This is a genomic window from Thioclava sp. ES.031 (assembly GCF_002563775.1).
Lineage (GTDB): Bacteria > Pseudomonadota > Alphaproteobacteria > Rhodobacterales > Rhodobacteraceae > Thioclava.
Genome location: NZ_PDJO01000001.1, coordinates 791,824 through 816,009, shown reverse-complemented (window position 1 = coordinate 816,009; position 24,186 = coordinate 791,824). Strand labels below are relative to the sequence as shown.

Annotated in this window: 19 protein-coding genes and 1 pseudogene; 10 read left to right on the top strand and 10 right to left on the bottom strand. The window is 60.7% G+C overall.

Going from position 1 to position 24,186, the window contains the following annotated elements:
* Positions 1–105 precede the first annotated feature (105 nt).
* Positions 106–1,071, bottom strand: coding sequence for a hypothetical protein (locus AXZ77_RS03975; protein WP_141536221.1), 966 nt, complete (start codon positions 1,069–1,071; stop codon positions 106–108).
* 267 nt (positions 1,072–1,338) lie between these two features.
* Here AXZ77_RS03975 and AXZ77_RS19720 point away from each other — a divergent pair, with 267 nt between their 5' ends.
* Entirely contained in the window at positions 1,339–1,977 is a 639-nt protein-coding gene (locus tag AXZ77_RS19720; protein ID WP_255266408.1) for a hypothetical protein, read from the top strand.
* A 247-nt stretch (positions 1,978–2,224) separates the two neighbouring features.
* On the opposite strand, the gene AXZ77_RS03965 is transcribed toward AXZ77_RS19720, so the two are convergent.
* Positions 2,225–3,505, bottom strand: a complete 1,281-nt coding sequence (locus tag AXZ77_RS03965) for a phenylacetate--CoA ligase family protein (RefSeq protein WP_255266407.1) — start codon at positions 3,503–3,505, stop codon at positions 2,225–2,227.
* Positions 3,506–4,060: 555 nt separating this feature from the next.
* Between AXZ77_RS03965 and AXZ77_RS03960 the strand changes: the two genes are divergently transcribed.
* On the top strand, positions 4,061–5,632 hold the full coding sequence (locus AXZ77_RS03960) for an oleate hydratase (RefSeq protein ID WP_098410133.1): 1,572 nt from the start codon (positions 4,061–4,063) through the stop codon (positions 5,630–5,632).
* 85 nt (positions 5,633–5,717) lie between these two features.
* On the opposite strand, the gene AXZ77_RS03955 is transcribed toward AXZ77_RS03960, so the two are convergent.
* Complete coding sequence (locus AXZ77_RS03955; protein ID WP_098410132.1) at positions 5,718–6,407, bottom strand: helix-turn-helix domain-containing protein; 690 nt, start codon at positions 6,405–6,407, stop codon at positions 5,718–5,720.
* 208 nt (positions 6,408–6,615) lie between these two features.
* On the opposite strand from AXZ77_RS03955, the gene AXZ77_RS03950 reads away from it, so the two are divergent.
* The 6 genes from AXZ77_RS03950 to queF all read left to right on the top strand — a co-directional run bounded on the left by AXZ77_RS03950 (position 6,616) and on the right by queF (position 11,093).
* The gene (locus AXZ77_RS03950; protein ID WP_098410131.1) at positions 6,616–8,061 is read left to right on the top strand and encodes an FAD-binding oxidoreductase; all 1,446 of its coding nucleotides are present in this window, start codon (positions 6,616–6,618) and stop codon (positions 8,059–8,061) included.
* A gap of 76 nt (positions 8,062–8,137) precedes the next feature.
* Positions 8,138–8,512 (top strand): group 1 truncated hemoglobin, encoded by a 375-nt coding sequence (locus tag AXZ77_RS03945; RefSeq protein ID WP_098410130.1) that lies wholly within the window; start codon positions 8,138–8,140, stop codon positions 8,510–8,512.
* Between the two features lie 337 nt (positions 8,513–8,849).
* Complete coding sequence (gene queC, locus AXZ77_RS03940; RefSeq protein ID WP_098410129.1) at positions 8,850–9,551, top strand: 7-cyano-7-deazaguanine synthase QueC; 702 nt, start codon at positions 8,850–8,852, stop codon at positions 9,549–9,551.
* Positions 9,551–9,904, top strand: coding sequence for a 6-carboxytetrahydropterin synthase QueD (gene queD, locus AXZ77_RS03935; RefSeq protein ID WP_098410128.1), 354 nt, complete (start codon positions 9,551–9,553; stop codon positions 9,902–9,904). Before queC ends, queD begins: the two co-directional genes overlap by 1 nt.
* Positions 9,901–10,611 carry a 7-carboxy-7-deazaguanine synthase QueE gene (queE, locus tag AXZ77_RS03930; protein WP_098410127.1) on the top strand — a complete coding sequence of 237 codons (711 nt, stop codon included), beginning with the start codon at positions 9,901–9,903 and terminating at the stop codon, positions 10,609–10,611. Before queD ends, queE begins: the two co-directional genes overlap by 4 nt.
* A gap of 17 nt (positions 10,612–10,628) precedes the next feature.
* Complete coding sequence (gene queF / locus AXZ77_RS03925) at positions 10,629–11,093, top strand: preQ(1) synthase (protein WP_098410126.1); 465 nt, start codon at positions 10,629–10,631, stop codon at positions 11,091–11,093.
* 87 nt (positions 11,094–11,180) lie between these two features.
* On the opposite strand, the gene AXZ77_RS03920 is transcribed toward queF, so the two are convergent.
* The 6 genes and pseudogenes from AXZ77_RS03920 to AXZ77_RS03885 all read right to left on the bottom strand — a co-directional run bounded on the left by AXZ77_RS03920 (position 11,181) and on the right by AXZ77_RS03885 (position 17,206).
* Positions 11,181–11,696 (bottom strand): plastocyanin/azurin family copper-binding protein, encoded by a 516-nt coding sequence (locus AXZ77_RS03920; RefSeq protein ID WP_098412430.1) that lies wholly within the window; start codon positions 11,694–11,696, stop codon positions 11,181–11,183.
* A gap of 449 nt (positions 11,697–12,145) precedes the next feature.
* Positions 12,146–12,511: a hypothetical protein gene (locus AXZ77_RS19795; RefSeq protein WP_176535957.1), complete on the bottom strand. Its 366-nt coding sequence runs from the start codon at positions 12,509–12,511 to the stop codon at positions 12,146–12,148.
* Positions 12,512–12,610: 99 nt separating this feature from the next.
* A pseudogene (locus AXZ77_RS19825) lies at positions 12,611–12,703 on the bottom strand (RNA polymerase sigma-70 factor); the annotation flags it as partial.
* A gap of 1,173 nt (positions 12,704–13,876) precedes the next feature.
* Entirely contained in the window at positions 13,877–14,521 is a 645-nt protein-coding gene (locus AXZ77_RS03900; RefSeq protein ID WP_098410123.1) for a helix-turn-helix domain-containing protein, read from the bottom strand.
* 557 nt (positions 14,522–15,078) lie between these two features.
* Entirely contained in the window at positions 15,079–15,696 is a 618-nt protein-coding gene (fixJ, locus tag AXZ77_RS03890; RefSeq protein ID WP_098410121.1) for a response regulator FixJ, read from the bottom strand.
* Complete coding sequence (locus tag AXZ77_RS03885; protein WP_218000468.1) at positions 15,683–17,206, bottom strand: PAS domain-containing sensor histidine kinase; 1,524 nt, start codon at positions 17,204–17,206, stop codon at positions 15,683–15,685. The genes fixJ and AXZ77_RS03885 overlap by 14 nt, the downstream gene beginning before the upstream one ends.
* Positions 17,207–18,069: 863 nt before the next feature.
* Between AXZ77_RS03885 and AXZ77_RS03880 the strand changes: the two genes are divergently transcribed.
* Entirely contained in the window at positions 18,070–20,289 is a 2,220-nt protein-coding gene (locus AXZ77_RS03880) for a choice-of-anchor F family protein (RefSeq protein ID WP_176535956.1), read from the top strand.
* A 345-nt stretch (positions 20,290–20,634) separates the two neighbouring features.
* On the opposite strand, the gene AXZ77_RS03875 is transcribed toward AXZ77_RS03880, so the two are convergent.
* Entirely contained in the window at positions 20,635–22,329 is a 1,695-nt protein-coding gene (locus AXZ77_RS03875; RefSeq protein ID WP_098410119.1) for a BCCT family transporter, read from the bottom strand.
* Between the two features lie 216 nt (positions 22,330–22,545).
* Here AXZ77_RS03875 and AXZ77_RS03870 point away from each other — a divergent pair, with 216 nt between their 5' ends.
* Positions 22,546–23,985, top strand: coding sequence for an IS1182-like element ISPse1 family transposase (locus AXZ77_RS03870; RefSeq protein WP_098410118.1), 1,440 nt, complete (start codon positions 22,546–22,548; stop codon positions 23,983–23,985).
* The last annotated feature ends 201 nt before the right edge of the window (positions 23,986–24,186 follow it).

Here is a 24,186-nt window from a genome sequence, read left to right as displayed (position 1 = left end):
CGCGCTCACTGGAACCGCCTGGCTTGGGCCAGACGGAACCATGTCATCCGGTCGACGATCTGTTCTTTTGCTTGAGCGTTTGCAGCCGGCGAGACGCTTGCGCAATCAGCCCAGCACCCGCGACCTTGTCCGCAGCAAATCAAGCGGATTGTAGAGTGTCATGATGTAGAAGAAGGCGATCATGTAAATTGTCGCTGCGCCGAAGAGCTGAGCCGCCTCCGCTGACACGCCCATGCTGTAGGGCCCACCCCAGGTTTCGGCCGTGCTCCAGATTGCGAATGACAGCAGGAAGCCGACCGGCGCCATGATTCTCAGCCCGCGCCCGCTGATTAGGGACGCCGCCACCAGTGCCTCGGTCAGCGCCACAAGAACCGCGACCAGATGTGGACCCATTGCGTTTGTCACACCCAGAAACAACTGGTCGTAGCTGGCGGCAAGCGTGCCTTTCATATCCGCCTGCGCGGATGTGAGGAAATCCGTGAAGTGGTTCAGGAAGTAGGGCTGAAATTTCAGCAGCGCATCATATCCCCAAAGCAAACCAAAGCCATTCCGCGCGAGGGTCAGCATCTCGTTCTTCGACACATCCGGATCTGTCCGCAGACGCTGCACTCCGATCAGGAACGCGAAGACCACGACATAGGGAAGAGCGACCCCGGGGTCTGTCCCATCTTGGCCGAAATCCCCACCATGCTGAAACACGATCCAGACGAACCCGGCATAGCAGATCCCGACCCAACTCATCGGGACCACACCGCGGTTGGACATGATCGAAAGGGCCACTGCCAACTCCACGAAAGCCAGGACGATCACCAGCAGATGCAGAACCGGGCTCGAGGTCGGAAGTCCCAGCGCCTGAGCCGACGCGACTTTGTGCTGCCAGCTCAGAGAGGTCCATGCGTCGTAGATGAGCACGATACCGAAAAGGATCTGAATCCATTTGAAACTGGCGTAGCTGACCGAAGATGTCCGCGTGCTGTCCTCGCCCTCCATCCCAAGCGCGGCCAGCGCTCGACGAAAACGCCCTTCTGAAGCAGGAGCGCCGCCAACAGGTTTCTTTATCGCAGATTTCATTGTGCTTTCCTCCTCTGGGACGCCATGCAAGACAAAGCTTCATCGCTGATGTCCCGACGTCTGAGGATGTCTGCGTAGGTCTCCTTGGTCTCTGTGAGCATTGACTCTCGTCAACACGCAGCTTCACACCATCGACATCCCAAAGTGAGAGCCCATTGGTCACGGGACCTGGAAGCGCGAATTTCGTTTCGCCGAGCAGGAAAGCTGTCATCAGGATGTCAGCGCAAAGCGTAGAATGGTTGTTTCGCGCGGTTTGAATGCGGCGCCTTGTGGCCCTCCAAGCTCGCCGTCATCGGCAAAGTTGCTTGGCATCGGATCGCGCAGTTTCTCGACATGTTCCATACGCACTCGGATCGCCCGGACAGGTTCGGAAAGGAGCGATCGTTTTTGCCCGACGATGCTCCTTTCCCAACGCCAAGCGACCGGGAAGCCATTGACGTCCGTCAGTGCGCAAAATCGGTCACCTGCTTTGCTGAGAAGTGTTCGAAATCCTGGGAGGAGAAAGCAATGAACGGTGTGGTGGTTTCAAGCATGGCAGCACTCCTGCTGCTGACAACAAGCGCTCTGGCGCAGGAGGATGCCGGTCGCGAGGAATACATGGTCGCCTGCGCTGGATGCCATGGCGAGTCCGCGAAGGGGAATGGCCCGTTGGCAGGGCTGCTGGATATCCAGACACCCGACCTCACGAGCCTTGCGGCGAAGAAGGACAATGGCGAATTCCCGTTCGACTACGCGCTTCGGATGATAGATGGGCGAAACGAGACGCGGGCGCATGGTAGTAAGATGCCGGTCTGGGGGGACCGTTACGCGGCCTCGGCGACCAGCGAGCGCGGAGAGACGGCGGACATGGTGGCCCGGGGGCGCATCCTATCCCTCATCTATTATCTGGCCTCGATACAGCAGTAACGCCCGCGCGCGACCCGTATTCCGACCGGCCGGATCGTCGCCCGAGCGGCCATCCGGCGCACGGGTATTCCGTGCTCAGCCCGCGACACCCGTCCTCGCGGGCTTCAGTGCCGCGCCTCCCTGTCTGACGACTTTCGGCTTTGGGCCGCCTGTGAACGGCGGCCCAGTTATCCAGACCTCTAAAGGCCCGGAAATCCCACGCGCGTCTTCTGGCAGCATCCCGCGCCGGGGTGCCATGCTTGACGCGTCATGGAAGGACACCTGCATCTCTATCTCTCAAGGGCAAGACCTCGTGGAACTTTCCGCTCGCCGTGAATTCCACCGCCTCAAGGCTTGCCCTCACCGCGACATTCTCCAAGCCATTATCGCGAAACACCCGTTGGACCGACGCGATGACGTCTTCGAAGACTGGTCCTGCCGTTACCTTGCCAGCCAACTGCACGCGCAGTTCGAACTCTCTCTCGCCCGTCTGGATCAGCTGGACACGCTGAGCGTCGTCATGCTCCAGATCGAAGACGAGCGGCGACAGCGTCACCTCGCCCACGCGAACCAGCGTCGCCTGGCGCCCCTCCACCTCGAAACTGCGGAATGGCGACCCGCAGGGGCACGCGTCCTGATGGAACCGAACGCAGTCACCGAGATCGTATCGGATGAAGGGCTGCACCTCGTTGGCAAGCACCGTCAGGAGCACGGCCGCCGACAGCCTTCCATCTGGAACAGGCCGCATAGCCTCGTCGACCGCTTCGAGGATGACCCAGTCCTCGTTCACGTGCTTTCGCCCGTGGCTGCAGGTGAAAGCAAGCGCAAGGCACTCGGTGCTGCCATAGAAATCCGCGATGCCGTATTTCAGCGAGGGGAAGGCCCGCAGGGCCCTCCTGCGCAGGTCCTCGGTGAGCGTCTCGCCTCCCGTGCTGAAAAGCGCCGGTTCGACATGCAGGCGCCCCGCTTCCTTTTCCCGGACGAGGATGGCCAACATGCTCGGGTAGGTCACGATCCAGGCCACGCTCGGGATCGCATTGAGTTTATCGACGAGCTGGTCGATCGGCTGTTCGGCCTCGATGAAGTTCAACCCAAGTCCCTTTGCCAAGGACGGATTGAGCCGCTGCATCAGCTTGTTGAACCCGTTGCCGGCGAAATGACCGTTCCCGCCGGTGACCGTCACTCTCACGCCGAGCTTGCGCACGTCGCGCATGAGCCGCCAATGGTAGCGCTCGAAGCGCGCCATCATGATTCCGTAGTAATATTCCACGAAAGACGCGGGCAGGACGATGACCGCAGGTTCCCCCGACGTTCCGGAGGTCTGGAAAACGGCGACATCGTCAATTGGCACACCCGCATTTTCGATGTCCCGGAGATGCGCGCGCGCTTGTTCGAAGGAAAGCGTACGGATCGTCAGCCACTCGTCGAATGCCCTCATGAGATCGGGCTTGCGCGTCACCGGCAAATCGCGGAGCTCGATCTCGCTTGAAGGTCGCAGCTCTCGATAGAGCCTGCCGAACAACGGCGAGTCGCGCCGCGCCTTATCCACGAGGTGTCGCAGTCTCCGAAGCTGCCTGGACTCAATACGCTTTCGTCCGCCCCAGCCCGTCCAAAGCCCGTCGGCACAGTATCCCAGTGCTCTGAGTAGACTGAAACGCATGTCTGCCTGCGATGCCCTTCCACCTGTGGCGTTAAAATACCCGTCGGTTGCAGAATAGAGCACCGGGGTCAGCGCAAATTGACCTTCGTCAAAGCGCAACAATATGCTGGATCGTCATCACATAGCATATCCTGAGAACCGGTATTTGCGCGGTGACCGACATTCAGGCGAAGGGCGGTTTCGGGCCGAGATATTCCTTCTCCCCAAAAGGGAGCATGGATATTAGCTTCGCCAAGCACGAATGGCCGGTTCCATGCTCAGGCTGTGTGGGCAGTCCGCCGTATGACGCGCCTGCCCCGCCCCCCATGCGAGCGGGTGGAGCAGGAATAAACTCGGCGAGCAATCTTCTTCGTCCGTTTCTCATAAAATGCTAGAATTCGCCGTCTCGCCAAGGATTTCGGCGGCGGCGACGGAAATTTGGACTGCAGAGAACGAGGCTTGGCGATGGAAGCGACAACGGAACGACATCACATCGTTGGCGGCGGCATCGCGGGACTTGCCACGGCGGTCTTTCTGCTACGCGACGCGGGCGTGGATGGCGCGGCGATCCATGTCTACGAACAACTCGGCACTGCGGGCGGTTCGCTGGACGGATCGGGCGATGGCGAGGACGGGTATCTCGTCCGCGGCGGCCGGATGTTCGAGGAGCATTTCGCCTGCACGTTCGATCTGCTCGGCTCGATCCCCTCGGCGGACGATCCCGCCACCTCGGCAGCACAGGACATCTTCGCCTTCAACCGCATGGTGCCCGGCTCGGCCAATTGCCGCATCGTGCGCGGCGGCAAACCGGCAGAGGACCGCTTTGACCTCACGCTCACGGCGCAGGACATCGTCGATATCAACCGCCTGATCCTGCATCGCGAAGGGTCTCTCGGAGCCCAGACGATCGAGGACTGGTTCCAGCCCACCTTTCTGAACAGCAACTTCTGGCTGATGTGGTCGACGATGTTCTCCTTCCAACCATGGCATTCCGTGGTCGAGATGCGGCGCTACCTGCGACGGTTCATCCATCTCTTTCCCGGTTTCACCCGGATCGCCGGCATCCTGCGCACCCGCTACAATCAATATGACTCCCTGATCGCGCCAATCGTGAGCTGGCTGCGCGACCGAGGCGTGCAAATCGTCACCGGCACGCAGGTCGTCGACGTGCGGATCGAGGGTTCGCGTCAGGGCCGCCGCGTCAGTGCGCTGGCCCTTGCCAGCGGCGAGGAGATCCCGGTCGCCGAGACCGACAGGGTCTATCTCACGCTCGGGTCGATGACCGATGCCTCGGTGACGGGGGCGAACGATCGCGCGCCCAGCCGTGATGACCGCGAGGGCGGCGCCTGGACGCTGTGGCGCAAGCTGGCGGCGGAACATGAAGGTTTCGGCCGCCCGGAGGCGTTCTGCGACGAAACTGACAAAACCGCGTGGCATTCCTTCACGGTCACGCTCGACAGCCCCGATTTCTTCGAGTTCATGGAGGATTTCACCGGTAACCGCACGGGCACGGGCGGGCTGGTGACCTTCGCGGATTCGGGCTGGACGCTCTCGATCGTGCTCTTTCACCAACCCCATTTCCGCGGCCAGAAACACGGCACCTATGTCTTCTGGGGATATGGCCTGCGCGGAGATCGTCCCGGCGACTTCACCACGAAACCGATGTGGGAGGCGACCGGCGACGAGATCCTGACCGAGCTGTTCGGCCATATGGGCCTGACGCCTGAACAGCAGGCCTGGTTCAAAACCGCCCGCGTGATCCCCTGCCGGATGCCGTTCATCACCAGCCAGTTCATGCCGCGCCAACCCGGGGATCGCCCCGACACGAGACCCAGCGGTGCCAGCAACTTCGCGATCATCGGGCAATTCTGCGAACTCCCGCGCGATTGCGTCTTTACGGTGGAATATTCCGTCCGCTCGGCCCGGGCCGCGGTGGCGAGCCTGACGGGACGGATCACACCTCCCCCGCCGGTCGCACGCACGGACCTCGACCCCAAAGTGCTCTTCAACGCCGCGCGGGTGCTGATGGGCATGTAGCCCTTCAGAACGTGCGGCCTGTGGCCGATGCCGGCTCGGTCTGCCACAGCCTTCGACGACGCGCTGACAGGAGCGGCGACGCGGCTCAGGAGGCCAGCTTTTTCTCGGCAGCGAAGGGGCTGAGGCCCAGCCATTTCTGCATCGAGGCCACCACCTCTCGAGGCCCGATAAGGTCGAGCTTGCGGGCGGCCTTCGATACGGTCGTGAGGCCCATCCAGATCTCCGTCATCGTGCGCAAATCCGTCGTGACAAAGAGGTCGACATCGAACCCCGGATCGACCTGACACAGATCGACATCGCCGTTCGCCTCTACGATCAGCCACCACGAGGATTTTGACGCCGCGAGCTCGGGGAAGTGGAAATTCAGCACAGTCCGGCCCGGTGGAAGCGGGGAAGGATCGAGATTGCGGCGCATGTCCCACATCAGCAGCGACACATCGAGCCGCTCCAGAGATGGCTCGGATTCCACCCATTTCTGCCCCCAGATCCCGAAGGCCTCGACAAGCGGCAGCAGGTCCTTTCCCGCATCGGTCAGAAGGTAGTCGACGGCTTGAGTGCCCTCGACCGGGTGTCTCTCGACGATTCCGGCCGCCTCCAGCTCCCGCAGGCGCTGCGCGAGCAGAGAGCGTGACATTCGCGGCACGCCCCGCCGGATATCGTTGAACCGGGTGGAGCCCGCCACGAGCTCTCGCACGAGGACCATCGTCCACCGCGTGCAGAGGATTTCGGCGGCCATCGCGACCGGACAAAACTGGAAATAGCTGGCGTTGGACATCGGAGACCCCCTCCCTGGCTGTCTCCATCATAGCGCAAATTGGCGTTTCTGTATCCAACCCTGTGTCCGCGGTGGCCAGTCCAGTTTCGCCACTGGTTTGAGATTCGCAGCGCCGTCATCCTTCTAGAACCGTAAACAAGCGAACTTGGCAGACACGCAAAGGAGTAAATCGCATCGCCGTGCGCCATGGTCTCACAGGGAGGAAGACATGTCGGAATTCATTGAACTGAACGGGTTGGACGGTGCACGCAAGAAAGTCACCAGCGCGGACCGCGAGCCCCTTGCAGCCGCCTTGCGCGGCAAAGTCCTGATCGAGGGAGATGAGGGCTATGACACCGCGCGGTCGATCTGGAACGGGATGATCGACCGCAAACCGGGGCTTGTCGTGCATGCGATGGGAGCCAGTGACATTCAGGCTGCGGTCTCTTTTGCCGCCGAGAAGGGATTGCGCATGGCCGTGCGGTCCGGCGGCCACCAGATCGCCGGCCTCGCAGTCGAAGACGGCTCGCTGATGCTGGACCTGTCGGGCATGCGGTCGGTTCACGTCGACCCCGAAGCTGGGACAGTCCGGGCCGAGCCGGGAGCGACGCTGGGCGATGTGGATCGCGAGTCGCAGGTGCATGGGCTTGCGGTTCCTGTCGGCGTGAACTCCACCACCGGGATTGCGGGGCTGACACTTGGCGGCGGCTTCGGCTGGATCACCCGGAAATACGGGATGACCATCGACAACCTTTTGTCGGCTGATGTCGTGCTGGCCGATGGGCGCTGCATACGGACGTCGAAAACGGAGCATCCGGATCTCTTCTGGGCGCTGTGCGGCGGGGGCGGCAATTTCGGGGTGGTTGCCTCTTTCGAATTTCAGGCACACGCCATCGGCACCGAGGTCCTGTCCGGCCTTGTCATCCACCCATTCGCGGAGGCTGCCGCCCTGCTGCCGAAGTTTCAGGAGATATGCGACAAGGCCCCGGACGAGCTGACGGTCTGGTCGGTCCTGCGCAAGGCGCCTCCCCTGCCATTCCTTCCCGAAGACTGGCACGGGCGCGAGGTGCTGATCTTCGCGGCCTGCTACGTGGGCGACATGGCCAAGGGCGAAGAGGCCATGTGCGAGCTGAGGGCCCTCGGCACGCCCATCGTCGATGTGATCGGGCCGCACCCCTTTACCGGCTGGCAGGCGGCCTTCGACCCTCTGCTGACGCCCGGGGCGCGAAACTACTGGAAGAGCCGGGATTTCCTGAAACTCGGATCCGGCACGATGGAGGCGATCCTCGGCGCGGTGGAAGACCTGCCCGATCCGCAATGCGAGATCTTCATCGCCCATGTCGGCGGCGCGATGGCCCGCGTCCCGTCAGAGGCGACCGCCTTTCCGCAGCGCGACAGCCACTTCACCATGAACGTCCACACCCGCTGGGACGATCCGGCGCAGGATACGGCCTGCATCACCTGGGCGCGCGATCTGTTCAACGCCACTGCGGCGGATGCGGCGCCCAGCGTCTATGTGAACTTCCTGCCCGAAGATGACGCCGACCGCCTCGCGGAAGCCTACGGTGGAAACCTGAACCGGCTGCGGGAGGTCAAGGCGCGCTACGACCCCACGAACCTCTTCCGGGTCAACCACAACATCCAGCCGCAGCAGGTGCGGCAGGCCGCGCAATGAGCCTCCACCCCGGGCGCGCGCCAGCGCCCGGGGTCACGCTGCCGATGCACTGCATAGTCACCAAGGAGCCAGAACGATGGAACAGACCCTTTACGAACGGCTGGGCGGGAAGCCCGGGATCAAGGCCCTCGTCGATGACGTCCTCGAGGCGCATATGCAAAACCCGGAGATCAGCGCCCGCTTCCTGCCGTATCGCGAAAGACCGGACGACCTGAACACAGCCAAAGCCCATCTCTGCGATTTCTTCGGCGCTGGCAGTGGCGGTCCCGAGCAATATACCGGCCGCGACATGGTGGCAGCGCATCGTGGCATGAATATCAGCACGGGCGAATACATGGCTGCAATCGATGACATCATGTCGGTCATGGCCGCGCATGACATCGACGAACAGACCCGCAAGGACGTGCTGATGATCAGCTATTCTCTCAAGGGCGACATTACGAACCAATGAACACTGTCTGACGGGGAGGCTGTGTCTCCAGTCATCGGGCGCAGTTTTGAGAGCGTCGATGCCTTTCACGCACCGATTGGTCGGCACTGACACTCGGCGCGCCAAGCTCAGGCGACCGAGAGGGAGGAAGTTGAACCGAGGTGCCCGGTCCACTGGACGCGAGACCGAGCACTACCCCGTTCGTTTGCTCTCCCAAGCGTCGCAATGGTCACGACTCAATCCCAATTCGCGCCTCCAGCCGCCTCGGGCGACGCGCTCTTGCAGAGCCCTGCCCCTTCCTTTAGAGGCCCGCTCAACCGGTCGCAGCCTACCCGGTCATCAAAACAAGGGTTCAAATATGAAGACTCTCGTCATCTGCTCGGGCGGACTCGATTCCGTATCGCTCGCCCATATCGTCGCCGCTGAGGGTAATCTCACGCGGCTCGTCTCCTTCGATTACGGACAACGGCACCGCAAGGAGCTTGATTACGCCGCCGCCGCCGCGCGCCGCCTTGGCGTGCCGCATCACCTCATCGACATGCGCCCGATCGGGGCCGCGCTGACCGGATCGGCGCTGACCGACGATATCGACGTGCCCGACGGGCATTACGCCGAAGAGACGATGCGCATCACCGTTGTCCCGAACCGCAACGCGATCATGCTCGCCATCGGCTTCGGCGTGGCCGCCGCAAATGGCGACGAAGCGGTGGCGACTGCGGTGCATGGGGGCGATCACTTCATCTACCCCGATTGCCGCCCTGCCTTCACTGAAAGCTTCGATGCGATGCAGCGCATGGCGCTAGACGGCTATGCCGATGTGCGGCTCCATACGCCCTTCGTGCATCGCTCGAAGGCCGACATCGTGGCCGAGGGCGCCAAACACGGCACGCCCTTTGCTGAGACGTGGTCGTGCTACAAAGGCGGCGAGGTGCATTGCGGGCGCTGCGGCACCTGTGTCGAGCGGCGCGAGGCGTTCCACCTTGCGGGCGTCGAAGACCCGACCGCCTATGTCGATCCCGATTTCTGGGCCAAGGCCGTCGCCGAGAAGGAGGCCCGCTGATGTTCCGTATCCGCAAGGAATTCCACTTCTCCGCCTCGCACCAGCTTTCGAATCTGCCCGCCGATCACCAATGCGCGCGGCTGCACGGGCACAATTACATCGTGGTGGTCGAGCTCGCCGCCGCGACGCTCGATGAAAACGGGTTCGTGCGCGACTATCACGATCTGAAACCGCTCAAGACCTATATCGACGACACCTTCGACCATCGCCACCTCAACGACGTGATGGAGGTGCCCTCGACCGCCGAGAACATGGCCAAGCATTTCTACGACTGGTGCAAAGCACGCTGGCCCGAGACCAGCGCGGCACTGGTCAGCGAAACGCCCAAGACCTGGGCGGAATACCGTCCATGACCACCCTGCGCATCGCCGAGATTTTCGGCCCGACCATTCAGGGCGAAGGCGCGCTGATCGGCGAGCCCACGCTCTTCGTGCGCGCGGGCGGCTGCGATTACCGCTGCGCGTGGTGCGACAGCCTCCACGCGGTCGACAGCGCCTATCGCCACACATGGGCGCCGATGAGTTCCGAGGAAGTCTGGGCAGAGCTGCGCCGTCTGTCGGGCGACCGGCCACTGACGATCTCGCTCAGCGGAGGCAACCCGGCCATTCAGGATTTCGGACCGCTGATCGCGCTCGGGCGGGCCGCTGGCTACCGTTTCGCCTGCGAAACACAGGGCTCTGTCGCGCGGCCGTGGTTCGGCGATCTCGACACGCTGGTGCTGTCGCCCAAGCCGCCCTCGAGCGGAGAGCAGGTCGATTGGGACGCCTTTGCCGAGTGCGTGGCAGCCGGACACGCGGCCCGCAGCACCGTGATGAAGATCGTGATCTTCGACCGGGCGGATTACGACTGGGCCAAGTCGGCCCATGCCCGCCACCCCGATCTGCCGCTCTTTCTTCAGCCGGGAAATCCCGAGGTCGATCCCGAAGTGCCGGTCGATCCGCAGGGCCTGGCCGACCGGCTTGGCTGGCTGACGGAAACCGCCATGGCGGACAGCTGGTTCGTCCCCCGTATTCTGCCGCAGTTGCATGTCCTGATCTGGGGCAACAAACGCGGCGTCTGACACATCGGAGACCGAAAATGACAGACTCGATCTATAGCGATCTCAAGCAGCTCGGCGGCGCGACCCGCATCCCGGCAAGCCCGGAAGAGGCCGAGCTCGAACGCGTGGCCAATCCGCAGGCCGATATCAGCTACAACGTGCGCTTCACGGCACCTGAGTTTACCTCGCTCTGCCCGATGACGGGGCAGCCCGACTTCGCGCATCTGGTGATCGACTATGTGCCGGGGCAATGGCTGGTGGAGTCGAAATCGCTGAAGCTTTACCTCACCTCGTTCCGCAATCACGGGGCGTTCCACGAGGATTGCACGATCTCGATCGCGCGGCGGCTGGTCGATTTCCTCGAACCGCAATGGCTTCGCATCGGCGGCTACTGGTATCCGCGCGGCGGCATCCCGATCGACGTGTTCTGGCAGACCGGGGCGATGCCCCAGGGGGTCTGGATCCCCGATCAGGGTGTTCCGCCCTATCGCGGGCGTGGCTGAGCTTCGCCGCGTCACGGCCTCGGGGCTAAGCTTTCATGCTTCGCCCCGGGCCAAGCCTTTGCGTGGCGGTCGTCGGACCTGTCGAAGTTATTCTACACGCACCAGCGTCCACATCCCCATGACGTAGTGGCCAGGAATGTTGCAGTAGAGGATGTATTCGCCCGGCTTCAGCGTCACCGTAAGCGAGCCGCTCTGACCGGGATCGAGTTCCGAGACCTCGCCGAGATGGCCGGCCTTTTCTTCTTCGACCCGCATCTCGTCCTTGTCGTATGGCAGGTCCTCGGTCGCGCTCTTGATCGGGGCCACGATCATCTCATGCACGGTGCCCTTGGAGTCGTTCTTGACCTCGAAGGTGACCTTGCCCGCAGGCACGATCGACGGTGTCGCGGCAACTCCCATCGTAGCCTTCGAGACCCGCTCGCCGGCGCCAGCCATGTTGAAGCCCATGGGCAGCAGCTGCCCCAGATCGTCCATCGAATTGTCGCCCTTGTCCCAGAGCGAAACATTCACGGTGGTTGCCTCGGCGGCCATTGCTGGCGTGATAGCCAAAGTTGGCAGAGCCGCGAGGGCGAGGGCAATAGCGGAGCGTCTCGTGAATTTCATCTTCAATTCCCTTCTCTGTCTTGAGTTTTCTAGTTTTCGGAGCAGGGATAACTCCTTGTGGGACAAGCTGTTTTGACCCAGATCACGCATCACGCCACTGTGACGGCCCGGCCCAACTCGCGTAGCGAGCAGCCATGTCGTGACGGCTTCCAGTAAGTGGGGACGCGCCGCACTCCACTGGCGTTTTCGCGCGGGGGCATGACGATACCAAAGGGGTTTCTCCGATGATTGGGCGTCTTGACCGTTTTGGAAGTAATGGCCGCGCGTCGGACCGCGCATTTTTCCCAGAACATCGATATCTATCGCGCGCCAACCTGGGACAGTGGAGATACCTGGCTATCTACGATGCAGCGCATCGCGCGCGAGGGAGGATGCGCGACTGGAACGCCTTCGCGTCTAAGCATGGGATCCGACCTCAACCAGACGAAACCCACTATGTGGCTTAATCCTCATAAGTCGACCGAACAGCATGGAGAGCGCGACCCTTCGGGTGGAAACCCTTTCTCTGCAGGATGCACATGCCGCAGCTTCTCGGGGTTTCGGACAATCCATATTGCTTTGATCTTGCCGGAATGAACCGCGAAGGCCGTGGTTTGCAGGACTCCGTTTTCCCGCACGACATATCCTGTTGCTCCGTTGATCAACTGCTGTCTCGGAATAGGCCCATTCGTCAGCTTGCCCTTCCGGGCCAAGCCTTCGAAGAAGCGCGCGGCGTTCCGGCTCCCTCTCAGCACGTTGATCGCCGCCGGAACTTTGCCGTCGCCATCCGTATGAACCTCGATATCTTCAGCGAAGATTTCCAGCAGCCGATTCATATCGCCCTCGCGGCTTGCGGCCCAGAATGCCGCGACAAGCGGGTGGGTCTCCTCTGCCCGTTGCGGCGCGCTCTGATCGGCACCGGCAAGCTTGCGTCTTGCCCGCGAGACCAGCTGCCGACAATTTGCGGAAGACCGCCCTACGACCGCCGAAATCTCGTCGAAACTGTAATCGAACCCGTCGCGAAGTATGCGTATCTCACCAACGACCCGGCTTTTGAAAGGGGCGCCATTTGGGCTTTCGGGACCACCGTTGCCAACTCCGCTCCCAGCAAGAAATCTTAGCTGAACACTCCAGTTTCAAACTGCCAGCTTTCAAAGCTCAGACCACATAAAGCGATTGCCGGTTGGGGCTGGATACAGCTTCAGTGGCAAGTCTCAAGAGATGCGCAGATGCCCAAATTTCGCCTTAAGGTTGTTTTAATCTAGGACGAGGAAGCACATTTTTGCTTCTCATTGATTTTGGAATTTTTCTTAGGACTTTGAAATGGATTGGAAGTTTTCCAGAAGCGTCGCTGCTGAGGCGAGCTCTCTCGATGAATCTACGCCAGGTCAAGACAACAGCGCCTCAACGAGCAGAAACTCACGTTGCGTGGCTCGGCGCCTTCTCCCAAAGCGTTGCATTGTCTACTGCGGCGAACCCGGTGTGATCAGAGATGAACTCGCCCAAATCTGCGAACATGAGGGCGCAAGGCTGCTCACTTGTTCGGAAGGAGCGCTACCCGGCGCTTGGCTTGCGCTTCACACCGAAGAGATCGACATCTTGATGGTCGATGGCGATTACTTGGGGGAGATGGAAGACACAATTGATTACTGCATGCGCGTGAGACGTGCCTGCCCCTCACTCCCTGTGATACTGGTCTCCAGCGAAATGCGGGCGGATGACCTCACCTGCGAGCGTATGCAAGCCTGCGATGTAACTCTCAAGGCACCCGTCTCTCAGGCTCGGCTTGAAAACGCGCTTATAACCGCCCGTCAGAACAATGCGTTCTTTCTGTCACGCCTTCATCCTCAGATTACGGTGCATGTCCACTGGGCTTAGGTAGCGGCCACCGGTCCGATCCGGCGTCCATGACTCCGCGTCGACACGTTAGGCATCAACGGCATCGCTGCGCAGAGGAGCGGATGGCGATTCAGCAGGACTTGTCGATCGTGCAGAATCGAAACGCACTGCGACACCAGCCTCCGATCGCGGCTGGGCGAGAGACCCCTGGCAGGTCAGGGGCGCTGCAAGGTCGGCTAAGGGCCCAAAACCTCCTTCCGCCCAAAAGGGCGGAGAACCGCCGTTCGCTGCGATCTCATGAGGCTTTTGGATATTGAGAGAAGGGGCATTCAGCAACAAGACTGACGCTATCGATCATTCGATTATTCGATCATTTCCTGAAGCGCCTCCAGCGCTGAAATTTCGATGCACCGGGCACTATGCAGCCGAATTAGCCCGTCCTTCTTCAGCCTGCTCAGGCCGCGGGATACTGTCTCGATGGTCAGACCAAGGTAATCCGCGATATCGGAGCGGGTCATGGAGAGTTCCACGTAATGCTGCCCTCCCTGACGGTTGGCCATATCGAGCAAGAACGATACAAGACGCTCGCCCGCGTATTGCCGACCAAGAACCAGCTGTTGACCTTGCGCGGCGAGAAGGTGTGCCTTGAGTGCGCTCAGCCAAACTTCAGTCAGGGAAACCTGCACATCGTGAACGGCAACCGAGCTATCCTCGATCGCTTCCGCAAAGAACTCATAAGTGCCGTGCGCGGCAAAACCGAAGACCTCGCCCGGCATGCAGAAGGCCAGGATCTGGCGCCGGCCATCAGCGAACAGATGGTAGAGACGGACCATCCCGCCTTTAACCGTGAAAATCTTTCCGGCGTGGTCACCCTGTCCAAAGATGAGTTCGCCCGCAGCATAGTTGGTCACCGGGTTCACGGGGGAGGTGGCAAACGTGTTCTTGTGATTTCCAACCTTCGCGATCCGGGCCAGTGCGGCGAATTCGCGGTTGCTTTGAATGGTCATGGTGATCTCCCTGTCCTACGCAGGAAGATTCATCGCGCATATCCATCGTTTGCGAAATTCGGAGATGTCCGTACGGGATTCTACTTAGAGCGAACCTTTGGATTGAGGCTGCGCGCGACTGCCTCGACAAGTCGTTCCCCAAGGAGGGGCTTTAGCAGGATGGTGCCCCTGAAGGTATCAGGCATCGTCGGTAGGCGGTCAGCCAAAAGAACGATTGGAACGGCAAAACCCATGACCAAGTGCCACCCATCTTCCTCTGAGGAAATGGCGTCTTCGTCGATCACCGCGCAGCCGATTTCTGCTGACCCCGATACCTCTCGCATCGTCCGGAGACTGCCAGACGACATAACAAGCAAACCCTCTGCCTCAAGAGCAAAGGCTATGGATCGTCGCAACCCGTCATCCCGGGCAACGACAAAGACGAATCGCCGCGTGTCCAGCTGTCCTCTCCTTGCGATAACGCAGAGATAGTTTTTCCCCTGCGCACGCTATACTGCCTCAGACAAGCGCGTCCGGCGTTGAGGTAAGTCAATTTGAGAATGTGTGCGGGCGCCCGGCTATTGCGCGAGGAACCCCGCTGCGAGTGCCATTCGCACGAGTTCGGGCAGACTCCCGGCTGCCATCTTGGACATCACCGACGCCCGATGGACTTCGACCGTACGGGGACTGATATTGAGATCGTAGGCGATCGTCTTGTTCGGTAGGCCTGACACGACACCGGACAATACCTCCTTCTCCCGTCCGCTCAGACGGTCGAGACGGCTGCGAATGGCATCGGTGTTCTCAATCTCGACTTCTGCTTCCAACTCGGAGGCGATGCGGTTTATCGCCTCGATCAGGCTTTCTTCTTCGAAGGGTTTCTCGATGAAGTCGCGGGCGCCCGCTTTCATCGCTTCGACCGCCAATGGCACGTCGCCGTGGCCCGTAACCACGATCGCGGGAATGCGAACCTGAAGGCGTCTCAGCTGGCGAAGTAGCTCAACACCATCAAGATCTGGCATCCTCAGGTCGGTCACCAAGCACGCTTGTTGGATCGTTGGCGCTGCAGCGAGAAAGTCGGTCGCAGACTGGTGTTGTCGCACCGTGAAGCCCGCCATCGTGAGCATAAAGGCAAGTGACTTTCTCACCACTTCCTCGTCGTCGACGAGGTGAACCATAAAATTATCCGGCAGCATGTGCTCTCTCATCTTCGTAGATTGGCAAGGTGAAACGGAAGGTCGCACCACCGTCGGCATTCTTCGACACTTCGATGGTGCCTCCATGGGACTCGATGATGCGCTTGGAGATCGAAAGCCCGATCCCCATACCTCCGGACTTCGTTGTCACGAACGGTTTGAAGAGTTGCGACGCGATTTCCTCAGATATCCCTGGCCCGGTATCGGAGACTTCCACGACCACTTGCTCAGGGCCATCTGCGAAAGTCCGTACGCTCAACCTTCTTGCATCACTGTTGCGCATAGCTTCGATCGCATTGCGCATCAGGTTGGTTAGCACCTGCTGTATCTGAACGCGATCGACCAACAGCGGGCCCACTGTGGGATCGAATTCGAAGTCTGACTGAACGCCCGCGTCGTTCGTACCCATCAGCGCGAGAGCGCTCGCTTCCTCGACAAGTCTGCGGAGATTCTCGACAGAATTCTGGCTGTCACCTCGGACAACGAGTTCCCTCAGGTGGCGGATGATCTGGCCCGCCCGAAGCGACTGTCGAGCCATTTCCTCGACCGCTTCCCGCATTCTCGCGGCAGTTGAGTCGGGGACCTGTTGCAGCAGGCGAGTACACCCCTGCGCATAGTTGGCAATGGCTGACAACGGCTGGTTCAATTCGTGGGCCAGAGTGGAAGCCATCTCGCCCAGTTCGTTCAATCGTGCGAGGCGCGCCAACTCCGCCTCGACCTCTTGCAGCTGTGCGCGCGAGTTGGTGCGTTCGGTCAGGTCTTCTACGAAGCCGGCGAAGAAAGTCTCCTCACCGTGGCGGATCTCTCCGACCGTCAGCTTCATGGGAAAGGTTGAACCGTCCTTGCGCCGCCCGACAACGATCCGGTCGATGCCGATAATGCGCTTCTGACCCGTAGTGAGGTAGCGCTGGATGTAACCGTCATGCTCGCCATGATAGGGCTCCGGCATCAGCATTTTGACGTTCTGCCCGACGACGTCGACTTCGGCGTGGCCAAACTGTCTTTCGGCTGCCGCGTTGAAGGATGTCATGATTCCATTGGCATCGATGACGATCGTTGCATCCGGCGACGAGTTGAACAGGGTACGCAGATGTGCCTCGCGTTCCCGAAGCTCCTTCTCCGTATCATCCATCTGCCGACGCGTGCGATGGAGCATCTCGCCCATCCAGGCGATGACGAAAGCGACAACTACGAACACCGCATAAGGCAATAGAGGCATCGCCTCGAGACTATGTAGGCTGAACAACGCCGCACTTCCGATGACCGACAGTCCGATCGCGAGTAGAGCCGGACCTATTCCCCCGATCACCGAGGCGGTCAGGATTGCTGGAAGGAATATGATAAGGAGCGAGCCGTCGTTGAGCACGCCCCGAAGAGCGAGCCCCATCAATGCAACGGTGGCCACCGCGACTGCTGCGATCGCATATCGATAGAGGTTTCGCCGAAACAGCGCACCAGCGGCGGCGCGCTGATGCTCCTTCCTACTTTCTTTTGCCCGCTCCGCCGTCACGGCTCCCAGCCTCCTGGCTTAAACCCAGCTCGTCGGCGACGTCATTATCATCGCCGTCAAACAGGTGATTACGCCCTATGAACCATGTCACTCGCAGGCCGCGGCAGCGCGAGACCGCACATTTCCGAAAAGGAGTATCTCCCGCATAGCTTTGTTTCTCAACCCATTGAGGTGAAGGAAATCCAACAATGCTCAAGTGCGTTGACGAAACACCGCGAACTCGAGCAGACACGCCTGCCCTCTCAATGTTGCGCCGGATAAAACCTGCAAAGCCCTGCTGCTCCGCAGCACTTAATGAGGCAGGAGGACAACCGCCATCGGTCGTTCACGGCATCCCCCGTGACGGGCGGAATTCGTTCCTTCGCTGCGCTCATTGCGAATGTCTGGTTCCGCTCAACAGCGAAGGTTATCGCGCCCGAAACCAGATTATCTCTGCGCTCGATATGCTTTTCCCTAAGCGGAAACTGCCTATCAAACCTCGCTCTCCAACATTTTGAATCCAGATCTCTGGCACCCTTGGTCAAGACGGCCCGACGGTCCACTTTCAACGCGATCTGTCCGCTTGCCTTCCGATATGGCCGTCGGGCGGCGGCGACACGAAAGTGACGATTTGTATTGGCAAAGGCTCAGCCCCGCCTTCCCGTCTCTATTCCGCAACACTCACACCGGATCACGAACTCGTTGATGCAAATCAACTCAAGCGGCTGGGGGATGTGTTACCCCGAGGCTGAAGTCCGTGCGAGGGAACTTCAGAAACGCGCCGAGGCAAACGCACGGACATATCGTCAGTACGATCGAGTGAAGAGTCGCTTGTTTCGCGTGCGAAATTTATCGTGGCGATCGCCTTGGGAATGGGACAAAAAATGACAAATACTCTGCTCACCAATTTGAAAAGAACCGTAGCGCCGGCGGCTTTGCTGCTGTGCCTCGGGAATCCGGCCTGGTCGGGCACATTTGATGACGCGCCCGTCATCAGCGTGACCGGTGACGGGCTCATCTTCTCCGATCCGACGGAAGGCGTCCTGCCTCCCGGGCTCAAAGCCGTCACGGGCGAGGTCAACGCCGACTTTCCCAACACGGACAATCCGAAGGACATCACCAACTGCCTGATGTCGAACACGCCGGACTTCACCTGCACGGCCCCTCCCGGCTCGGGCAAACGGGTGAAGACGCAGCTGACCGGCCCGACGCCGATGGATATCATGCTCTCGACGCAATCGAGCAGCGGCGTCACGGAATACTACACCTACGGCAAGACCTCGAACCTCACCGGCGCCCGTATTCTGGCCTTCAAGGTGCAGCTCGGCACCGGCTCGGGTGACAGCTTCACCCCCTTCGATACGGCCGATCCCGCGACCGCAGCGCTGTTCGATCAGGATTACAACTCGAAATTCAACCTGCCCGACGGGCTCTTCGGGGATGGCGGTCAGGAAGAGGCAGGCATCGGCTTCTTCGACAGCACCTCCGCCGAGATGACCATTGCGAACACCGACAACACGCTCGACGCGACCGACCTGTCGAACAGCGTTCTGGCCAACTATTTCGGCAACTCGCTGATCGACAACAGCATGCTGCCGAAAGCCTTCTTCTGGGACGCGACCGGCACGCCTGTCGCCTCGGACGAGGCCCAGCTCATCGCGTGGTACAACCTGAGCGCCGGCCAGTGGCAGTATGGCAATCTGGGCGTCGACAGCTCGACCTATCTGGATGACAAGCTGCAGGCGATGGCCGACTCGCTGGGCGTGACGGTCGCGGATCTCGGCTATACCGGCGGCGGCGCCGTGCCTGCCGATATCGTCGCGGCGATGCAGGCCAATGGCCTCTACACGCAGGACGTGGTCGAGGATCTTCGTAACCTCAACCTGAACTACATCATCGATCTCGGCGATGTCGCGGGCAACAACGTCACGATGCGCATCGCGCCGATCTTCGCGCCGATCGTCGAGCAGACCGCGACCCGCTACCAGTTCGCAACCGCCGGGCGCCTCGATGCGGCCGCCAACATCCCCTATCTCGATATCGGGAATGCGGAGACCTATCAGACCGCGATCAGCGACATCATGGCGATCGAGGATCCGGTCGCGCGCAACGACATGCTCGAGACGACGGGCTACAGCTTCCTGCCCGCCTTCAGCGCTGTCGGCTTCGAGTTCGGTCAGAACATCACGAATGGGATCGGTCGTCCGGTTGCGCAGAAGCAGAACGGATCGGTCACGCTTTCGACGATGGGCGGGCCGACCTCGTGGAAGATCGGGGACGACACCTATGCCTTCGTCTCGGCGGGTGCGCAGAAGGCCAATTACGACCGCACCACCAATGCGATCGGCTATGACGTCAACTCGCATTACATGATGGTCGGCGGCGAGAAATTCGTCGACAATCAAGTCTCGGTCGGCCTCTTCGGCGGCTACTCGGACGGCACCTCCGATGCCGATCAGAGCCGCGGCAGCATCGATGGCTCCGGCGGCTTCGTCGGTGGCTTCGTGCGGACGGCCTTCGGCAATGGCGGCGCGGCGCAGTTCATGATCGGCTATCAGGACCTTTCCTACGACATGAGCCGCAATGTCATGGGGTCGACCGCACGGGCGAGCACGGACGGCCATCAGGTCTTCGGCGCAATCGATGCCGAGTACATGTTCGGCCAAGATCGTCTTCGCTTCGGCCCGACGGGTTCGCTCGAAATGTATCACCTCTCGGTGGACGGCTTCGACGAAACCGGCGCGGGCGCGTGGAACCTCTCCGTCGGGGATCAATCCGGGACCGTAACCGTCGCCTCCGCCGGGATGCGTGGCCAATATGCGCTGTCTTCGAGCGCACAGGCCCCGACCCTGTCCGGTGCGATCAAGTACAACAAGGTCAGCGGCGACGATCAGCTCGTTCAGACCGCTTTCGTCGGGCTGCCCTCCAGCGCAACCCCGGTCGATGGCTTCGACATGAACTGGGTGACGGCGGATGTCGGGATCGACGTGCCGCTCAGCCAGACCGGGACGTTCTCCTCCAGCCTGCATGCCGGGATCTCGGGGACCTTCTCGAGCGACTATGAGAGCCACGCGCTGCAGGTTTCCTTCAACGCGAAATTCTGAGCGCGAAGCTCTGAGCGCTCACAGACCTAAACGAAGACACCGCGGCGCTTTTCAGCGCCGCGGTGCATGTTTTTGAGGCTCCATAGGAAAACAGTCGCTACTGATGATGACGGGCTCTCCAAGATTCTTATGCCCTCGCCTTATCGCACCTTCGTCCAGATCGCGTTCTGCTCGTGCAACGATTCGTCGATATAGGGCTGTCGACAAGAAGGCCCCCGGAATCGCATTTTGAACCCGTTCCGGTCATTCGCTGCGAATGGTTTGATGGTCCACTTCGGGCCGCTTCCGATCGCTATCACTGTCAAGATGCGAGAGCTGTAGCGCTTTGATTTTTCAAAAGTGCGATTAACTACCAGTTCCTTTCTCCTCGCCTTTCTTGTCGCTGTCGACCTGTTCCTGCATGTTGCTTTCTTCGGGGACCGTGGGATGCACTTCCGCCGCCGACTTCTCGGCCGCTTCCCGTTCGGATTCCCGCATTAGAAGGCGTTCAATCCGCGCTTCGAGGAGCCTGGCTTTCGCATCTTGTGCCGCAATCTCCTTCGCAAGATCCCGATAGAGAGATATTGCTATTAAGATCATCAGGATCATGAACGGAAAGGCCGCGATGATGGACACTGCCCGCAGGCTCTCAAGGCCACCTGTCAGCAGCAGAACCACCACCATCAAAAGCTGCAATGTGCCCCAGAGAAGTCGCACTGCCCGTGTGGGGTTGAGCACGCCCTTGGACGTGAACATGCCCAACACGAAGGTGGCAGAGTCGGCCGATGTCACGAGAAACATCCCCACAAGCGCGATTGACGCGACCGTTAGAATCGTGCCGCCGGGTAGTTGCTCAAGCAGGACATAGAGACCAGCCGGCACTTCCTTGGCCACTGCATCGGCAATACCGGCATGCTCGTAGATCTCGAAATGAATGGCAGCGCCTCCGAAAGTCGCGAACCACAGCATGCTGAGCGCCACTGGCACGATCATAACACCCAAGACGAATTCTCGGATCGTCCGCCCGCGCGAGATACGCGCGATAAAACTGCCGACGAACGGTGCCCAGCTCAGCCCCCAGGCCCAGTAGAAGAGCGTCCATTGCTCGACCCACGCTCCGGTGGAATAGGGTGAGGTGACAAGGCTCATCTGCAGGACGTTTCCGAGGTACTCGCCCACGGTCTGGGTCAACACCCCGAAAATGAAAGACGTGGGACCGAACGCCAGCACCAGTATGAGCAACGCGGCGGCGAGAAGCATGTTGGCGTTGCTCAGAAGTCGGACGCCACGGTCGAGAGGTGTCATCGCCGAGACCATGAAAAGCCCTCCGATAATGGCGACAATCACGAACTGCGCCGAAAACCCGTATGGCACCCCGGCCAGGCGTGCTATTCCACTGTTGATCTGAAGCGCGCCGAGACCAAGCGTCGTTGCCACCCCAAAAACCGTCGAAACCACGGTGAGCACGTCGATGGCCTTGCCCCATCCGGAGTCCACATGATCCCCGAGCAGGGATCGAAACGTCTCGCTGATGAGGCCGTGACTTTCGTGACGGAACCGGACATATGCGATCGCGAGGCCCACCAAGGCGAAGTTTCCCCATTGATGCAGTCCCCAATGGAAGAAAGCGAAGCGCATGCCGCTCTGGGCGGCATCGGCCGTGCGCGGCAAGCCAGCCCCAAGCGGTGGCTGGTTGAAGTGCATCATCGGTTCGGCCACACCCCAGAAGACAAGCCCGACACCCATGCCGCCGGAAAAAATCATCGCAAGCCAACTCGCGAAAGGGAACTCAGGCGGATCGTCTGCAGCGCCAAGCTTGATCGTTCCGAAGCGCGAGACGGCCAAGAACAGCATGAAACCGACAAAGCTGGTCGTCACCAGAAGGTACATCCAGCCAATATTGGTCGCTGTAGCGTGTAGGATCGCTTGGGCGACCCGGCGAATGGCCTCCGGGGCGATAGCGGCGGCAATGACGAAGATCACCACAATACCGATCGAAACGCGGAACACGGCGCCCACATCTCCGAGGAGTGAAGCTGCAGGACCTTCTGCTGGCTTCATGAGACGTCTCCTGTGCATTCGGTAATCTCTCGTCGTCCGTCCCCATGTATGCCTGTCTTATGGCATGGTTACAACTGGGCCCCGGCCCTTCGCGACAGCCAGCATTCGGCCACATGGCGGAGATTCTCTGCAGCAGCCTCGAATGTCGGCTCTGGGCCGAGGCTGTGTGGAAACTGAAGTCCATGGTATATTTCCGCAAGGCAGCGGGAGGCACGGATGGCGGGTTTCATTGATGGCATCGACCGGGAGCAAGCCACGCTTTTCCCCGAGCGTCTCGAAGATTGGATTGGGGAGGATCATCTGGTCCGTGTCGTCGACCTCTTCGTCGATGAGCTCGATCTTCTCGCGCTCGGGTTCGGACGCTGTGTGCCTGCTCGAACCGGTCGCCCGGGCTACCATCCATCCGTCCTCCTGAAGCTCTTCATCTATGGCTACCTGAACCGGATCCCGTCCAGCCGCCGCCTGGAACGCGAAGCCGGTCGCAATGTCGAGCTGATGTGGCTAACCGGTCGCCTGGTGCCCGACCACAAGACCATCTCCGACTTCCGGCGGGACAATGGCCCGGCCATCCGCAGGACCTGCGCACAGTTTGTGGAACTATGCCGCCGGATTGGCGTGCTGAAGGGGGATTGCGTTGCCATCGACGGCAGCAAGTTCAAGGCAGTGAATAACCGCGACCACAACTTCACGAAGAACAAGATCGCCAGCCGTCTGGCACATCTCGAGCGCGATGTTGAGCGCTACATCGATGAGATGGTGCGCATAGACCGTCAGGAGGAGGGTAAGGCCCGGGCCGAAAAGGTTGCCCATCTCGCCCGTCGCTATGGCCGCATCCGGCAGGAGATCGCGCGGCTGAAGTCAATGGAGAAGGCTTTGGCCGATGCGCCCGACGGGCAGATATCGCTGACCGATCCCGATGCCCGCGCCATGTCGACCAGCGCCCGGCACAGCGGCATGGTCGGCTACAATGTGCAGACAGCGGTCGATACCGAGACGCATCTGGTCGTGGTGCACGACGTTACCAATCAAGGTTTCGATCGAGACCAGCTCAGCCCAATGGCGACCGCCGCCAAGGAAGCCCTGCGGCGCGACGACCTGCACGCCGTCGCCGACAAGGGATATTTCAGTGGGGCTCAAATCCTGGCTTGCCATCAAGCGGGGATCACCACGACCGTGTCGCGCCCGGAAACCTCGGGCAACCGGGCCAAAGGTATGTATGTGAAGGCCGATTTTGCCTATGACCCGGCACGCGATGTCTATACCTGCCCCGCGGGTGAAGAGTTGACCTACCGCTACACGCGCGAGGAAGACGGGCTGCAGGTCGGTCGCTACTGGACCAATGCCTGTCAGCATTGTCCGGTCCGGCACCGCTGCACCAGTGGTAAGGAACGCCGGATCACGCGATGGGAGCATGAGCATCTGGTCGATGCGATGCGCGAAAGGCTGAGCGGGGACGCGGACCCGATGACCCTGCGCCGCTGCACGGTCGAACACCCGTTCGGCACGATCAAGGCTTGGATGGGGCACACCCATTTCCTGACGCGGAGGCTGAAGAATGTCAGCACCGAAATGGCGCTCAATGTTTTGGCCTATAATATCAAGCGAGTGATCGCGCTGATTGGCCTCCGGCGCCTGATGCAGGCCATTCCGGCCTGATCGGGCAGCCGCCCCGGGCTCAGTCGTCATGCTCTGCCCAGCAAGGGCTCACCAGGCCGCGATGCGCGCGAAGGAATGGTCGAAGGCCGCGAAAAACGAGCCGTGCGGAAAACTTGCATCAGAAAGCCCTCGTCGACGGGTTTCCACACAGCCTCGGCCGAATTCGCCTCTATTGATAGCAAGAACAGGGACCAACTTGGC

Coding starts and splice junctions, on each gene's coding strand:
- queD (WP_098410128.1), top strand. CDS start 9,551: ATGTTCCGTATCCGCAAGGAATTCCACTTCTCCGCCTCGCACCAGCTT.
- fixJ (WP_098410121.1), bottom strand. CDS start 15,696: ATGCTGCCGGATAATTTTATGGTTCACCTCGTCGACGACGAGGAAGTG.
- queE (WP_098410127.1), top strand. CDS start 9,901: ATGACCACCCTGCGCATCGCCGAGATTTTCGGCCCGACCATTCAGGGC.
- AXZ77_RS19795 (WP_176535957.1), bottom strand. CDS start 12,511: ATGAATCGGCTGCTGGAAATCTTCGCTGAAGATATCGAGGTTCATACG.
- AXZ77_RS03920 (WP_098412430.1), bottom strand. CDS start 11,696: ATGAAATTCACGAGACGCTCCGCTATTGCCCTCGCCCTCGCGGCTCTG.
- queC (WP_098410129.1), top strand. CDS start 8,850: ATGAAGACTCTCGTCATCTGCTCGGGCGGACTCGATTCCGTATCGCTC.
- AXZ77_RS03950 (WP_098410131.1), top strand. CDS start 6,616: ATGTCGGAATTCATTGAACTGAACGGGTTGGACGGTGCACGCAAGAAA.
- AXZ77_RS03955 (WP_098410132.1), bottom strand. CDS start 6,407: ATGTCCAACGCCAGCTATTTCCAGTTTTGTCCGGTCGCGATGGCCGCC.
- AXZ77_RS03960 (WP_098410133.1), top strand. CDS start 4,061: ATGGAAGCGACAACGGAACGACATCACATCGTTGGCGGCGGCATCGCG.
- queF (WP_098410126.1), top strand. CDS start 10,629: ATGACAGACTCGATCTATAGCGATCTCAAGCAGCTCGGCGGCGCGACC.
- AXZ77_RS03880 (WP_176535956.1), top strand. CDS start 18,070: ATGACAAATACTCTGCTCACCAATTTGAAAAGAACCGTAGCGCCGGCG.
- AXZ77_RS03945 (WP_098410130.1), top strand. CDS start 8,138: ATGGAACAGACCCTTTACGAACGGCTGGGCGGGAAGCCCGGGATCAAG.
- AXZ77_RS03875 (WP_098410119.1), bottom strand. CDS start 22,329: ATGAAGCCAGCAGAAGGTCCTGCAGCTTCACTCCTCGGAGATGTGGGC.
- AXZ77_RS03870 (WP_098410118.1), top strand. CDS start 22,546: ATGGCGGGTTTCATTGATGGCATCGACCGGGAGCAAGCCACGCTTTTC.
- AXZ77_RS03900 (WP_098410123.1), bottom strand. CDS start 14,521: ATGACCATTCAAAGCAACCGCGAATTCGCCGCACTGGCCCGGATCGCG.
- AXZ77_RS03975 (WP_141536221.1), bottom strand. CDS start 1,071: ATGAAATCTGCGATAAAGAAACCTGTTGGCGGCGCTCCTGCTTCAGAA.